The organism is Candidatus Woesearchaeota archaeon (assembly GCA_027858315.1).
Classification (GTDB): Archaea; Nanobdellota; Nanobdellia; order Woesearchaeales; family UBA583; genus UBA583.
In genome coordinates this window covers 1-13966 of sequence record JAQICV010000103.1, presented here as the reverse complement: position 1 = coordinate 13966, position 13966 = coordinate 1, and the positions used below count along the sequence as shown (strand labels likewise).

Genomic DNA, 13966 nt, shown 5'->3' with positions numbered 1-13966 from the left:
ATTAAATCAATATATTACTCAAATACCCTTAATAGTTATAATTTCTCCATTATCTAAAAGATTCTCTAAAAGCTTTCCGCTATAAGACTTCCTCTTAACTCTTAGAGCTCCCTGTCTTCCAACATTTCCTGAAGCAATTACATCTCCTCCATGAAACATTTCATAATAGTTTATCTGTGACTTTAGATTAAATACTATATTTGTCTTTGTCTGCTGAATAGAAAAATTTACATCTTTAAGCTCTTTTTTCGCTATAGATAGTTTTTCTATTGAAATCTTGATACCTATCTTCTTCTCGAGCGCATCAATATTCTTCCCTTCTCTACCTATTATTTCTGGGGCAAACTTTTCAGGAATTTTAAGTTTTATTCTATTATCACTCTCGAACTCAAATTCAAATTCAGGTAGATCAAGTTTTTTTAATTCTTTTTCTATATGTTCCTTTGCAATCTTTTGAGCGCTACTATCCTTTGTCTTTTTTGTAATCTTTGAAAGCTCAAATACAACTGTTTGTTCACCATAAGTGTAAATCTCATACTCTAAAACATTTGTCATATAATCTTTAATCTCAATTACAGGCCTTGCAAGATCTGCCTCTTGCATTCCTGATGGCACCTTAACAGTAGATTCCAAGACTAGAATTTTTTCAATTGCACCCTTCTTCATAAAAATCACAGTATCAACAATTTGAGGAATCATTCCCATCTCAATTTTACCTATTAATCTATGTATACTATCAATTGGCTTTGTTGCATGAATTACTCCTACCATACCAACACCTGCAAGTCTTAAATCTGAATATAGTTCAATATCCTCTGGATTCCTAACCTCATCATAAATTGAATAATCTGGCCTTGAGAGAAGTAAAATATTTGCCAAATCTCCTTTTTGTGAATGCGATAATGAGAACTGAGTAATTCTCTCACTCAATTGAAGATCTCTAGGAGACTCAATAGTTTTTACAATCTTTTCTAAATCTGCTAGATGTTCAGCTAGAGCTTGGCAAAATGTTGACTTTCCTGAACCAGGACTTCCGGAAATTAAAACACCTTCTGCTATATCTAGTTTTGAGATTATCTTCTCATCAAGTTTATAATCATCCAAGATTAATTTCTCAATAGGTCTTACTGCTGTGATTTCATAACCTTCAGAAAGAGGAGGGCGTACAATAACTACTCTTATATCTTCAATTTGAGCTAAGACTACATTACCACTATCTTTTTCAATATAAGAACTCTCATTTAATCTCGCAAACTCTAAAACCTCATCAATTAATTTTACAATTTTTGCATTATCTAGTTTAGTCTTTGATTTTACGAAATCTATCTTCATAGGTGATCCTTTCTTCAAATAAACAAAATCTCTCTCTTTAATATGAACTGACATCGTCTCTTTATCAAAAAAAACTTTCAAAGGATTCTTCATTTTAGTATTCACACTTAAAACTTGAGTTTTTATATCAAATAAATCATATACCTTTTTTTCCTCATCACTTGCAACAAGAACAACAAGATCAGATTCTAAACTCATATAACCCTCCCTACACTTAACTTCGATATTTTCAGACCTAACACTACTCTCACCAAAAAATACAACCTTAAATTTCTTCTTTATTGAGAGTTCTTTAATTAAACTTAACTCATTTAACCCAATATTACCTCTCAAAACGGAATTTCTTTTTAACTCTTCAAAATAAGAAACAAAGAATCTTGGCAGATACAATTCGTCAATATTCAAATCTTCTTCAATTAATTTTACTAAAATACCTTCTAAAAAAGCATTAATAGTTATAGCATATTTGTTAACCATGAAAAGATAAAGAATTATAAATTTTTAAAGGTACTCATTAAATTATCCTAAAGCCTCATATTTCTTTAAACCATAATGCCATAAAACAAAAGTTCCAAATATAAAAAATATAAAACTTCCAAATATAAGATTAAAAAAATCAAAAAAAATTTGCGAATTTCCCTTCATGATCTCAATTATAAAAAATGCATGAACTGCAGCAGGCATCAAATAAATAACTCCAAACAATGAAAAATTTTCAAAAAGTTTTGGCGTAAATCTCTTTGTAACTGAATTTAATCTGTAAGGTACATCAATTAACATCTCAACTCGTTTGAAAAAGAAAGAAAATGAATCTAAAAAATTTGCAAATGCCATAAAATAAAACCATGAAAATATAATCACTAACCATGCTAAATAGAAATTAGTATAAAACATAATCATAATAGGAATTAAATAAGAAATCATAAATATTGATGAAACTAAATTATTTCCACTAACAAGTTTTATTGAACTCATAAAATAAATATTAACTGGCCTCATGAGAGTATCATTTAATTCTCCCTGCAATAATCTATTTGGAAAATCTCTCAAATTATGTTGCCATAAAACTTTCCAAGAGATAAGATCTAAAGTAAAATATACAAAAAAATCAAACATATTCCAATTTATAACTTCTCCAATAAAACCTTTTAAAGTATAAAAAAATAATAATGTTGTTAATAATAAAGTTAAATCAAAAAAAGTCATCATCCAAAAATTAATTTTATATTCCTTAGATCTTTTTAATGCAAGAACAATTTTAATATGATATATCTCCAAATATTTCATTAATATTGATCTTTTTCGAAATACTTCCATTCTCATCCAAACACCTCATATTTCTTTAGACCATAATGCCACATAACTCTTGTCAAACTAAAAAATAAAATTATTAAACCAATCAAAATACTAAATTGTAATTCTATTCTCCAAACATCATATCCTCTTAAAATTGGAATAAGTAAAGTACCAATAAAAAATATTGGAAATAACATGAAAAAATAAATTACTAAATAAAATAATAAAATAAGAATGCTTACTAAAAAACTAAAAAAAATTCTCTCCGTATGTATATCAAAATATAAAAAGAAGAAAATTAATGCAATAATATCAGTAAGTATAAAAACAACTGCTGGAGAAGCTAATGACGAAGTATAAAACAGATAAATCCTATTCATAGGTCTTACTAAAAACTGATTCAATTCACCTGATTTAATAAATTCGAAAAGTAGCTCCTTCCACATAAATATACCTCCAATTCCAAAAAGCAAAGCTGCAAGAATCATATGTAAAATAAAATCTTCAAATGTCCAAAACAAACCACTCTCAAAATTATCAAAGATTACTCTATAAAAAAAAATCATAGAAATAAAATAAATTAATTCAAGTGGCCAAGAGCTCCAAAAGTTTGCTTTATACTCTAGAAGTCTCTTATACATAATAAAAAAAATTACTTTCAAATAATCCCAATATCTACCAATTCCAAAAGGTTTAACTTTAAATTCCATAATATCTCCTATCTATCCTCCAAATGAGGTTAATTTGCTAAATCCTCTACTGTATAACATTCTCATCAAAACAACCATAATTATAATCCATATTGCAAATATTCCCATTGCTCTAAGAGCTTCTTGAAATCCTAATTTTCCTAAATAAATACTCGCAAATGTAAATTCCAAATAAAAAAATGGAGTCCATCTCAAAAATCCAAGCATCCATGTAGGAAATAAACTCAGTGGTAAAGCTCTACCTGATAAAATCCATAAAATTTGTTGAATTGAAGCCCTAACCCCCCCAAATCTCTGTTAGCCAGAAAGCAAGTCCACCAATCATAACATTAATTACAATATCAAAAAATATAAGCAAAAATCCATAAACTATAAATAATGTAAATATTCCTGCAGGAGGATATGGAATCCCAGCAATTTTAGTAATTCCTAAAAGTAAGAAAAAAAACATTCCAATATTAATAATTCTTGAACCAAAACTATCTGCAAGCAAACTCTTAACAAAATTAACTGGCCTACAAAGCATAATTGCAATATCTCCTGACTTAATCATCTGTGAAATCCTATCTGAAATATCACTAGCCCTTGCAGTATTAATCAAAAGACCAATAACTAAATACACAATCATCTCTGCAAAAGTAAAACCTCCTATTAAAAAATTAGGGTCTCCTCCTCCTTTAATCTCGAAAATATACTGCCAAATAAAATAAAAAAAAACTCCCATAAAAAATGGTGTAGTAATCGTTCCTATCAAATACGATTTATACTCAATAGATTTTTTAAATCCTATCTTAAAATATTCAACATACTTATGATATGAGGGATAAATTTGTACACCTTTACTTTTAACCATTTTTATGCTGCTACCTCATCTTCTCCAATAAACTTATCTACATTATAATCTAATATTTTAACTCCTTTTTTAAGCAATAAATCTAAATTATTTCTAAGAGTATAATTACTTGTATTATTCTCCCTATAAAAATCAGCATAACCATTAATAAAAGTTCTTGTATCTTGTTTTTTTTTATATGAATCATAATCCCCAACATTTGAACCTGTTCCTAAAATAGAAGTATAAATATTATATCCACTTTCCTTTAAATGACAAATCGAAGTCAAAACACAATTATTTCTATTAATTCCTATAACATATAAATCTCTAATTTTATTCATTGTCAAATAATTCATAAAATCACTGTTAAATGCTACTGAATCAGATGTCTTATTAAAAACCAAACTTTCCTTATCTTTTAATACATTTCTGTAAGCTCCAAAATATTCTATTTCTAAAAAATCAATTTCATTAACTCTACACAAAGATTTAATTTTAGAATGATATTTAAATAAAATTTTTTGTTTATAACTAGGATAAATCCATTTCAAAAATTTATTCTGCATATCTATACTTACAACTGCAAAATTTTTGCCTTGATTTGTCAGATTAAACAATTTTTGAAAATCTTGTTCAACCCTCAAATCTACCCACTCCAATTTAGATTTATTAAATAACATTTTTACATACCCTTTCTAGTCTCATAAATTTTTGCTACTATATTTTCTAATTTTGGCTCTTGAATAGTCAAATCAATAATCTCAACACTCTCTACAATTTGAGACAAGTATTTACCTAAAGAATCATTTGCAGGAATTTTAATTGTAATATTATAATCAATCTCCTCAATCACATCTAAATTCTTTCTTAATCTTTCCAACTTAGCCTTGTCATGAACTTTTTTATAATAAAAACTAACTCTCTTCCAATCCGAATATTTCTCCTTAAACTTATTAAGTGAGCCTTCATAAGCAACTATTCCTTCATCAATTAAAACAATTCTCGAACAAAGTTCTTCAATATCATCCATATCATGAGTTGTAATCATAATAGTTACACCTTCTTCACGATTAATCTTTCTCAAAAACTTTCTAATCGCAATTTTAGCCGAAGCATCAAGACCAATTGTAGGCTCATCTAAAAACACAATCTTAGGTTTATGCAAAAATGAAGCTGCAAGCTCACATCTCATCTTCTCACCTAAAGAAAGCATCCTATAAGGTCTCTCGAAAAACTCTTCAATTCCAAGCATCTTAACCAAGTATTCAACCCTCTCTTGATAAAACTCCTCACTAAGTCCATAAATAGCTTTGAATAATCTAAAAGAATCCTTAACAGGAATATCATAAGCTAAAATACTTCTCTGACCAAATACCACACCAATTTGTTGAGTATATTCATTCCTATCTTTTACTGGATTTAAATTTCCAAAGACTTTAATATCTCCTAGAGTAGGATGTAGAATTCCTGTAAGCATTTTAATAGTTGTAGACTTACCAGCACCATTAGGTCCTAAATAACCTAAAATCTCACCTTCTTTAATCTCCAAATCAATATCAACTACAGCAACTTTTTCTTCCCATTCTCTATAAACCCAAGAAAGTCTCTTCTTCATCCAAGACAAATCTTTTGATTTTTTAGGAACCTTGAATACTTTTCTTAAATTCTTTACTTCTATTATATTTTTGTTCATTTATCTAATATAAATTATGTTTATTTCTTTTTTAAAATTTTGTAACTTTTAAGTTCACTAAAGCTTAGGAATTGAAAATTCCTTGAGTTTGTTACTTATACTATCACATATATAAAGTGCAAAACTAGAAGGAAAATACAATGCAATAGTATACCTTCTAGGAAAAGATCCAAATGAAATAGGTCAGAATATGCAGAAAATCCTAAACATACTAGAAGATAGTATAATTGAATATGATTTATTATTCTTTGATGAATTAATCAAATTTATTCAGTTTCCCGAAAAGGAATTGAAATAGATAATTCAATCTTGAATTTTATGTAAAGATTTTGAATAAGTTAAAAAAACTGGACCATTATGTCTTACTAATCTACTTGCTTCATCACAATCTTCTGGCACCCTAACTAACGAGTGTGTATTTACATCATACTCATTCAGCATTCTTCTAACCAAACTTGCACTTACAGGTTCAGGGCTGACTTTTAAACCCCATAGCTGATCTCGACCGACACGATAGACAAAAAATTCAGAAAGACCATACGTTTGTTCATTTAATAATTGATCATATTTCACACCAAAAGATAGTTCTCCTTTGTTAAGCGCTAATTCAAGCATTCTTAAGTTTCTTCTAATAATTAATGGCTCAACTTTCGCTAACCCATTTGAATTATCAATTATAGATTTATTTCTTTCAGCAACATCTAGTAGAATCTCTTTAGCTGTTCCTATATCGCATCTAGAAACTCCATCATACTCAATTGGACAATCTAATCCTATATTTCCATCTCCTCCTGAAACCATTTTTAAATAATTAGTTTTATCTCTGACTCCTAGAACCCTGCTATCATCATGTCTCATGGAAATTGCATATAATACCTTTTTCTCTTTTGTACTCATAACCCAAATCAAATAAGTTTAGATATATAAATGTTTCTAAAATTAATCACTATAAAGTTAACAACTCAAAAAATAAAATTAATTTTATTTCCCTACATATCTTAAAATAAAAATATCTTTCATATTCTCAACAGTTCCAAACATCGAAAATAACTCCTCAACTTTTGAATTAGAAATCTTCTCTTCATACATCTTATCATAAGAAACTTCTTCAAACTTTTGATTACCATAAAAATTACAATCACCCAAATGTTTAGCAAAACCAACATTAACTAATTCGAAATCTCTATCCTTCTTCTTAAGTAAACCTTTATTTGCAAGAGAATCACAAACTCTTAAAATCTCATTAAACATCATATCAGTCTTAATCAAAAGCTCAGCAGGATTGAACTTATCACTAAGAGTCAAAATAGTCTTAAATAACTTCTTCTCACTCCCAGCCATTTGTGTAATACTCTCATCTGCATCATAACCCTCAAAAGGAAAAATTTTCTTAATAACTTTTTTATTAACCTTATCAAACAAAATACTAACATCTTTATTATCATTAGTCCTCATCTTAATCATCACACCTGAAACAAGTTGAGTCTCAATATCATTTGAATCAAGCAAAACCTTTGCATCCTCAATTTCAACCTCAGGAGCAACATATTGTAAAAACTCATTATTCTCAGCTTTTTTAGACTCAGCCATAGCAATAGCTTCTTTTTTAACAACTCTTTCCCTTTGTCTACTTTCTTCACGAGTCTCTTCAACATCTCCTCCAAAAGAAATATTATTTACAACATCCTCATCACTTCTTCTTTTATCAGCATCCTCAACTTCATAAGGTAAAGTAATATCTATTGTTTCTCCACCATGTTTAGAAATTCTAGGTCTAATATTAACTTTCAAAGGAATATCAATAACTCCAGTTAAAAGACAAGTTCCAATATTTAACTTCTGAATCTCATTTTCTGAATCTGAATCAACTCCTTCTGAAGATGAAATAACTGATTTAATATCATTTGGATTTGTAATTTTTAAAATAATCTGCGTAGAACACTGCGAAACTACATTTTTATCAACTTTTGCAGGCCTTTGTGAAATCACACAAAGTCCAACTCCAAACTTACGACCTTCTCCAGCAATAGTTCTAATAATCTTTGAAGTCTTAAGTTCTCCAAAACTTCTCTCAGGACAAAAATTATGAGCTTCCTCTAAAACAAGTAAAAAGGGAGGTATTTCTTCCTTCTTTCTTGCTTCAAATAAAGATTTAATAAGTCCAGATACAAAAGTCTCCTGAACATAAGGTTCAACTCCCTTAAGTGAAATAATTGATGCTCTTTTATGTTTTACAATCTCATTTAGTGGAGTAGGATTAGTTGAATAAACTCTCAACTTCTTCAATTCTTCAAGAAGAGTAATAAGTGACCATTTAGAATTTGACTCTTCATTAGAAATTGTGAAAATAAGTTCATCAAAATTAACTCTGTTATTCAAAGAACTTAAAACATTAAACATAAGACCTTGTTGAGCAGGAGATAACTTTTGAGGAAGTGACTCAATCAAATCTTGAGGCTTTAGAGAGTTCAAATCAAGTGTAATTGGCTCACATTGAGGATTAACATTAGTATCAGGAGAATACTCCTTAATTTGATTTAAAAAACCTTGAGATTTAATACCAAATTTATCCATTCTCTTCATATCTCTCTTATCAGTATTAGGATACTTAATAGTTGCGTACTCATTATGAGGATCAAGAATTACAATAGGAATATTCTTCTTAATAACCTCTTCAAGTAAAACTCCTACTGTATATGACTTACCAGCTCCTGACTTTGCAAGAATAGCAATATGTTTTGTAATTGTTTTTTTCAAATCAAGATTAATTCTCAAATTAGGGTGATGTTCAAGAACTCCAATAAAAGCATCACTATCCCTAGTTAAACCAACAGTATCTTCAATAAAATCATCATCTGCCAAATCAATTTTTGCATCATTAGTAAAAGGAGTTCTAATATTTTTCAAAACTCCAGAATCTCTATAACCAATAATTTTACAATCTCCTATCAGTTTCTCTCCATCCCTTGTAATATTATAAACTTGAGTTAAAACTTCTTCATCATCATGATGTTCAACTTTTAAAAAATCAAAAGTCTTAATATCACCAAAAATTTCAATCCTAAATTTATAGGTATTAGATTTACCAAATAATCTTGCAAGCATTTTATATAAAAATTAAAGCTAGACCCTTTATAAATTTTGTTTGTATAAAAAAAAAGTATATAAAAATTAATCCTTAGAAATAAAGTAACTTCCTTCACCACTAGTATGATGTTTAATATAATCAATCACTTTATCTTGTAATGATTCAGTAATTTCAAGTTTAATTTTTAAATTTCCATTCCTATCATAATATTCTTTCAGAATTTTACCGAACTTTCTAAAAGGACCATAAAAAGAACCTAAATATTTTGGAGGAATTTCGACCTCTAACACTATTTTATCAATAGAAATAGCAATAACTTTTTTTAAACCCTTCAAAACTTCTTCGGATTGATTTTCAAAAATTATATATGGATCAAAATTAAATTTAAGTTTATTAATCTCACTCTCAATCATTGAAGCAGTATACTTTCCTTTTGTAGCAGGATTAACTGCATTCTCAACAATATAATTTACTACTTGCATCTTCTTTTCTTCACGAAGTTTATTAGTATAAGAAGTAGGAATTTGACACTCTCCTCTAAGTAAAATCTCTTCTAAAATCTCATCTTCAGAAAGTCCTCTAAATGACTCCTTCAACAAAATCTCAGATGCAACATCTCCTTTTTTCTGATCCTTAAATATTTTAACATCTGCTAAAACATCATAAACACTAATAGCATAATGTTTTTTCTTGTACTCATTTAATTTCTCGAAGTCAACCAAAACTTCAAATTGATTTCCTCCCTTCTTATATCTTACTTCAAATGCTTCATCAACCTTAACCATATAGTAACCTAAATCGAACACATATATAAAACTTAGTATACTAAAAGTAAATGAAAACAAATACACCTTAACATTAATAAAAACATTTTTAAAGAGATAACATAATTAATACTTAAAATAAGAAAAAAATGAAACATCATAAAACAATTACTAAAAAATTAGATGACGAATTCCCATGGAATAAAAAAACAATAGGACACTTTTTTCTAGGTGTAGGATTTATAATGTTTGTTTTAAACACAACAACAATATTAAACCTAATTCAAATAGAAGAAATTGCAATCCCAATGATAGGATATTATACTTCAACATTAAGTTCCCTTTTTTTAATGGGATACTCACTATACAATATATATAGTGAAGATTAAATTCTTTCTTAAATAGAAAACAAATCTTTTTAAACAATTCTAATGAATATTAATATTAAATGATAGAATATATAGTATTATCTATAGTTATTGCAACATTTCTAATAGCATCAATTGAAGACATAAAAAAAAGAGAAGTATATGATTACATAAACTACTCTTTAGCATTTCTAATAATAATAATTGCAATATTTGATAGTATGATAAACTCAACTCTTGACCCAATAAAATATACAGGATTTGGAATTTTAATAGGTTTTGCTCTAGGCTCACTTCTTTATTACATAGGAATTTGGGGAGGAGGAGACGCTAAATTTTTAATAGGATTCTCTGCAAGCATATACTACCTTAGAAATTTTATAAACAAAGAAGAAACCCTTTACTTAATATTCACAAACCTAACAACATTTTCTGCAACGATATTTAAATTATTTTTAGAATCACTTAGAAACTACATACTAATACTTGACGGAATTTTTCTCTTATTAATAATACTTCAAATAATAAAGTCTAAAAATTTTAAAATGTTCAAATCAAGATTCACATTATTTACAATAATATTTTTATTACTAATAGGACTATATTTTCACTATTCAAATTTCATATTAATATTAATTGGTTTTGCATCATTTCTCCTGATATTCTTTGGAGATGAAGATTGTTTTCATTCAATATACTTTAAAATAACTAAAAAAATAAAAAATCTAAAAGAAAATGAAATTCCTGACAGTTCAATTATTGAAAACAATAAAACAATAATAAATTATGAAGACTCAAAAGATGGACTAACAAAAGAACACATCCACATACTAAATGAGCAAATAAAAGAAAATGATAAATCTATATACCTAAGAAAGATACTACCATACTCAATATTAGTAATATTAAACTATTTACTCTACATTTTAAAAATAATCTCAATAAATGAAACAAATATAGAAATACTTGGATTTCTATTTAAATTTTTATTGATATCATTCTTTGTAGGTGCAGTAATTGGAATTTTAATGTTAATATACTATTACACAAAAAACTTCAAAAAAATCAAGATTACATTCAAAAAATCTGAATACATCTACTTTGCAATTAACTTATTAATCCCACCAATCCTATTTGCAATAACAAAAAATACTACAACACTAATATTACTATTATTAATACCAGTTTATTTCTTTGTAAAAATTCTAAGAAAAATTGAAGGACACATGTTCATAAAACAAATAGACTTAAACAATGTAACATATGGAGATTGGATTGCTCAAGATATAAAAATCAAAAATAAAGTAATATACACCATTAATGACTTCAAACTTGGAATCAATGAAAAACAATTAGAAAATCTAAAAACACTCTCAAAAAAACACAAAGAACTCAAAAAAATATATGTAAAAGATGGTCTTGCATTCTTACCACCTTTATTTATTGGATTTATTATAACAATATTAATTTAAATTAAATTACCTAATTCAATATCATCTTCAACAATATCTAAATCTTCACCAATAACTGTCTCAATCTCACTTTGATTATCCAAAGTAGTATCTAAAACATCATCTTCTCCCATATTAGTATCTAACTCATCACTCTCAATAACAAGTTTATCAACTTGACCAGTATCAACTTTAGGAGCACAACCACTAAAAATAAAGGCAAAAATCACAAGTATTAAAATCAAATTTTTTATCTTTACCATTTTTCTATGTAAATAAATATAAATTACTAGACTTTTAAAGGTTTCGTAATAAAAAATATAAAAAAGTTCGATTTGCAAGTAAATTAAGATAGATTGTATAAACTCCAAAAAATTTGTGAAGAAAGAAGTAATAGTAGTGATAAAAGTTATCATTTAGAAGAAAAACGATTCTCTCGACCCTGCCTTGCAGGCTCACACTTCTTTCGGGACGTATAATGCAGATTAGAAAATTATTTAAATCAATAAAATCAAATCAATATATGATAATTCAAAACTTTGAAATTAAAGCAAAATCTAACAATCAAAACAAAATTAGAGAAATTTTGAAATCAAAGAATGCTGAGTTTAAAGGTACTGACCATCAAATCGATACATATTTTAAAGTTAATTTTGGTCGATTGAAATTACGAGAAGGAAATATTGAAAATAATTTAATACATTATAATCGTGAAGACAAAGAAGGACCAAAACAATCTAAAATAATTCTTTTCAAATCAGCACCAGATTCAACATTAAAAGAATTACTCACAAAAGCACTTGGAATTTTAGTGATTGTTGATAAACAAAGAGAAATCTATTTTATTGATAATGTTAAATTCCATGTTGATACAGTTGAAGATTTAGGAACTTTTGTTGAAATTGAAGCAATTGATAAAAATGAGACTATTGGAAAAAATAAATTACTAAAACAATGTCAGTTTTATCTTGATTTATTTCAAATTTCAAAAGATGATTTAATTTCAGTTTCTTATAGTGATTTATTATTAGAAAAATAAACAGGCTGGTTTCTGCGTTATACTATCGCTCCATTTCACAAGTTCTCCCTAACTTTAATTGTAAACCAAAATAACTTTCTCAAAGAGTGTATGATATTATATTATCAAATTAGAAATTTTTATTCCACATAGATTTAGCTAATTTCCCTGTATACATATACTTATCAAGCAACTTATTCTTCAAAGCTTTCTCTTTATTCTTATTATGAACTTCAATGTAAGAATTAATTTTTTCAATCAAAATACTTTTAATTTCACCTGAAAGCATTCTTCCTGATTCATATTCTTCCTTAATTCTTGCAATCTCAGAATCATCTTCCTCAAGTAAATAATACAACCATTGATAAGAAACATCAACTAAAGTATCCCCACCTTTCTCCCTATGCTCCTCTAAAGTTGCTCTTCCTCCAGAGAATGCATACTTATTTACTTTCTTTTTAACAACCAAAGGAACATCTGTAAGTAAAATTGCTTTATCAGCATTAGATGCTGACATTTTCCCTTCTGGTCCTGTCAAAGAAGATAAAAATTTTGAATGAATATTAACATTTTTCTCATAACCTAATCCTTTAGCAATATCTCGTTGTAATCTAAAAAATGGATCTTGATCAATACCCATAGGAATAACACAAATTCCTTTCTCAAAAAAAGTTGGAACAATCTGAAGTGCAGGATAATTAATCATACCGATATTAGAATCATTCTGAAAACCAAAAGTATTTCTTGCTTGAGAAAAAGTAATCTTCTTTGCAGTTCTCAAATAAAGAGGATACATTCTACTCATATACTCAGTATTTCTAAAAATAAATGTCTTATCAGGATTAAAACCAATTGCACTAATATCTAATAAATCAGACTTTGTCATCTCTTCAACTTTCTCAAGTGTCAAATCTTTCTTAAACAAAAACTTCTCATCATCAGGTATTTGAATGTATAAATTACAATCAAAAATATCTTGCAAATATTTAGTAAACATAAAAGGAATCAAATGTGCAATATGCATACTCCCTCCAGGAGAACGGCCAGTATACAAAAAGAAAGGTTTTCCTTCTTTATGCGCTTCAAGAGCCTTATCAAATTCCCTATGTGAAAAAAACAACTCCCTCTTCAAATAAATATGATATGGAATTCCTTTTTTCTCTGAAAGTTCCTTTATCTCATTTTTAATTTTATCAGATAAACATTTTACTCCAAATTCCTTAATCAATTTATCATAATCAACCTTCCCATCAACATCCCAAGGTGTAACTTTTTGCTCACTCATACTATATTTGATTCTTTTTACTTTTTAAATCTTATCCTTCCAAATATTTAAATCCTAAAAAAACACCAAATAATTATTTCTAATTTATTTATATTTAATAGTTACTTCAGCAAATAAGTAATAAAT

Annotated in this window: 15 protein-coding genes; 3 read left to right on the top strand and 12 right to left on the bottom strand. The window is 27.5% G+C overall.

What is annotated here, in order from left to right; translation table 11 throughout:
• Positions 1 to 18 precede the first annotated feature (18 nt).
• From PF569_10035 to PF569_09990, 10 genes are all read right to left on the bottom strand, one after another.
• The gene (locus tag PF569_10035; GenBank protein ID MDA3856572.1) at positions 19 to 1809 is read right to left on the bottom strand and encodes an ATPase, T2SS/T4P/T4SS family; all 1791 of its coding nucleotides are present in this window, start codon (positions 1807 to 1809) and stop codon (positions 19 to 21) included.
• Positions 1810 to 1851: 42 nt separating this feature from the next.
• Complete coding sequence (locus PF569_10030) at positions 1852 to 2649, bottom strand: hypothetical protein (GenBank protein MDA3856571.1); 798 nt, start codon at positions 2647 to 2649, stop codon at positions 1852 to 1854.
• Between the two features lie 2 nt (positions 2650 to 2651).
• A complete protein-coding gene (locus PF569_10025) occupies positions 2652 to 3338 on the bottom strand; it encodes an ABC-2 family transporter protein (GenBank protein ID MDA3856570.1) in 687 nt (228 codons plus the stop codon).
• Positions 3339 to 3350: 12 nt separating this feature from the next.
• Entirely contained in the window at positions 3351 to 3590 is a 240-nt protein-coding gene (locus PF569_10020) for an ABC-2 family transporter protein (GenBank protein ID MDA3856569.1), read from the bottom strand.
• A gap of 25 nt (positions 3591 to 3615) precedes the next feature.
• Positions 3616 to 4191 carry an ABC-2 family transporter protein gene (locus PF569_10015; protein MDA3856568.1) on the bottom strand — a complete coding sequence of 192 codons (576 nt, stop codon included), beginning with the start codon at positions 4189 to 4191 and terminating at the stop codon, positions 3616 to 3618.
• Between the two features lie 2 nt (positions 4192 to 4193).
• Positions 4194 to 4853, bottom strand: a complete 660-nt coding sequence (locus PF569_10010) for an isochorismatase family protein (protein ID MDA3856567.1) — start codon at positions 4851 to 4853, stop codon at positions 4194 to 4196.
• 2 nt (positions 4854 to 4855) lie between these two features.
• The gene (locus PF569_10005) at positions 4856 to 5866 is read right to left on the bottom strand and encodes an ATP-binding cassette domain-containing protein (protein MDA3856566.1); all 1011 of its coding nucleotides are present in this window, start codon (positions 5864 to 5866) and stop codon (positions 4856 to 4858) included.
• 303 nt (positions 5867 to 6169) lie between these two features.
• A complete protein-coding gene (locus tag PF569_10000) occupies positions 6170 to 6763 on the bottom strand; it encodes a hypothetical protein (protein ID MDA3856565.1) in 594 nt (197 codons plus the stop codon).
• Between the two features lie 84 nt (positions 6764 to 6847).
• Positions 6848 to 8971 (bottom strand): ATP-binding protein, encoded by a 2124-nt coding sequence (locus tag PF569_09995; GenBank protein ID MDA3856564.1) that lies wholly within the window; start codon positions 8969 to 8971, stop codon positions 6848 to 6850.
• Positions 8972 to 9037: 66 nt separating this feature from the next.
• Positions 9038 to 9739 carry a ribosome assembly factor SBDS gene (locus PF569_09990; GenBank protein MDA3856563.1) on the bottom strand — a complete coding sequence of 234 codons (702 nt, stop codon included), beginning with the start codon at positions 9737 to 9739 and terminating at the stop codon, positions 9038 to 9040.
• Positions 9740 to 9867: 128 nt separating this feature from the next.
• On the opposite strand from PF569_09990, the gene PF569_09985 reads away from it, so the two are divergent.
• Positions 9868 to 10107, top strand: a complete 240-nt coding sequence (locus PF569_09985; GenBank protein MDA3856562.1) for a hypothetical protein — start codon at positions 9868 to 9870, stop codon at positions 10105 to 10107.
• 59 nt (positions 10108 to 10166) lie between these two features.
• Positions 10167 to 11558: an A24 family peptidase gene (locus tag PF569_09980; protein MDA3856561.1), complete on the top strand. Its 1392-nt coding sequence runs from the start codon at positions 10167 to 10169 to the stop codon at positions 11556 to 11558.
• Here PF569_09980 and PF569_09975 read toward each other — a convergent pair.
• Positions 11555 to 11800 carry a hypothetical protein gene (locus PF569_09975; GenBank protein ID MDA3856560.1) on the bottom strand — a complete coding sequence of 82 codons (246 nt, stop codon included), beginning with the start codon at positions 11798 to 11800 and terminating at the stop codon, positions 11555 to 11557. The two genes, PF569_09980 and PF569_09975, sit on opposite strands and share 4 nt — an antisense overlap.
• Before the next feature lie 260 nt (positions 11801 to 12060).
• Here PF569_09975 and PF569_09970 point away from each other — a divergent pair, with 260 nt between their 5' ends.
• Positions 12061 to 12576 (top strand): class IV adenylate cyclase, encoded by a 516-nt coding sequence (locus PF569_09970; protein MDA3856559.1) that lies wholly within the window; start codon positions 12061 to 12063, stop codon positions 12574 to 12576.
• A gap of 109 nt (positions 12577 to 12685) precedes the next feature.
• Here the strand turns inward: PF569_09970 and trpS are convergent, their stop codons facing one another.
• A complete protein-coding gene (gene trpS / locus PF569_09965) occupies positions 12686 to 13840 on the bottom strand; it encodes a tryptophan--tRNA ligase (GenBank protein MDA3856558.1) in 1155 nt (384 codons plus the stop codon).
• Positions 13841 to 13966: the final 126 nt, after the last annotated feature.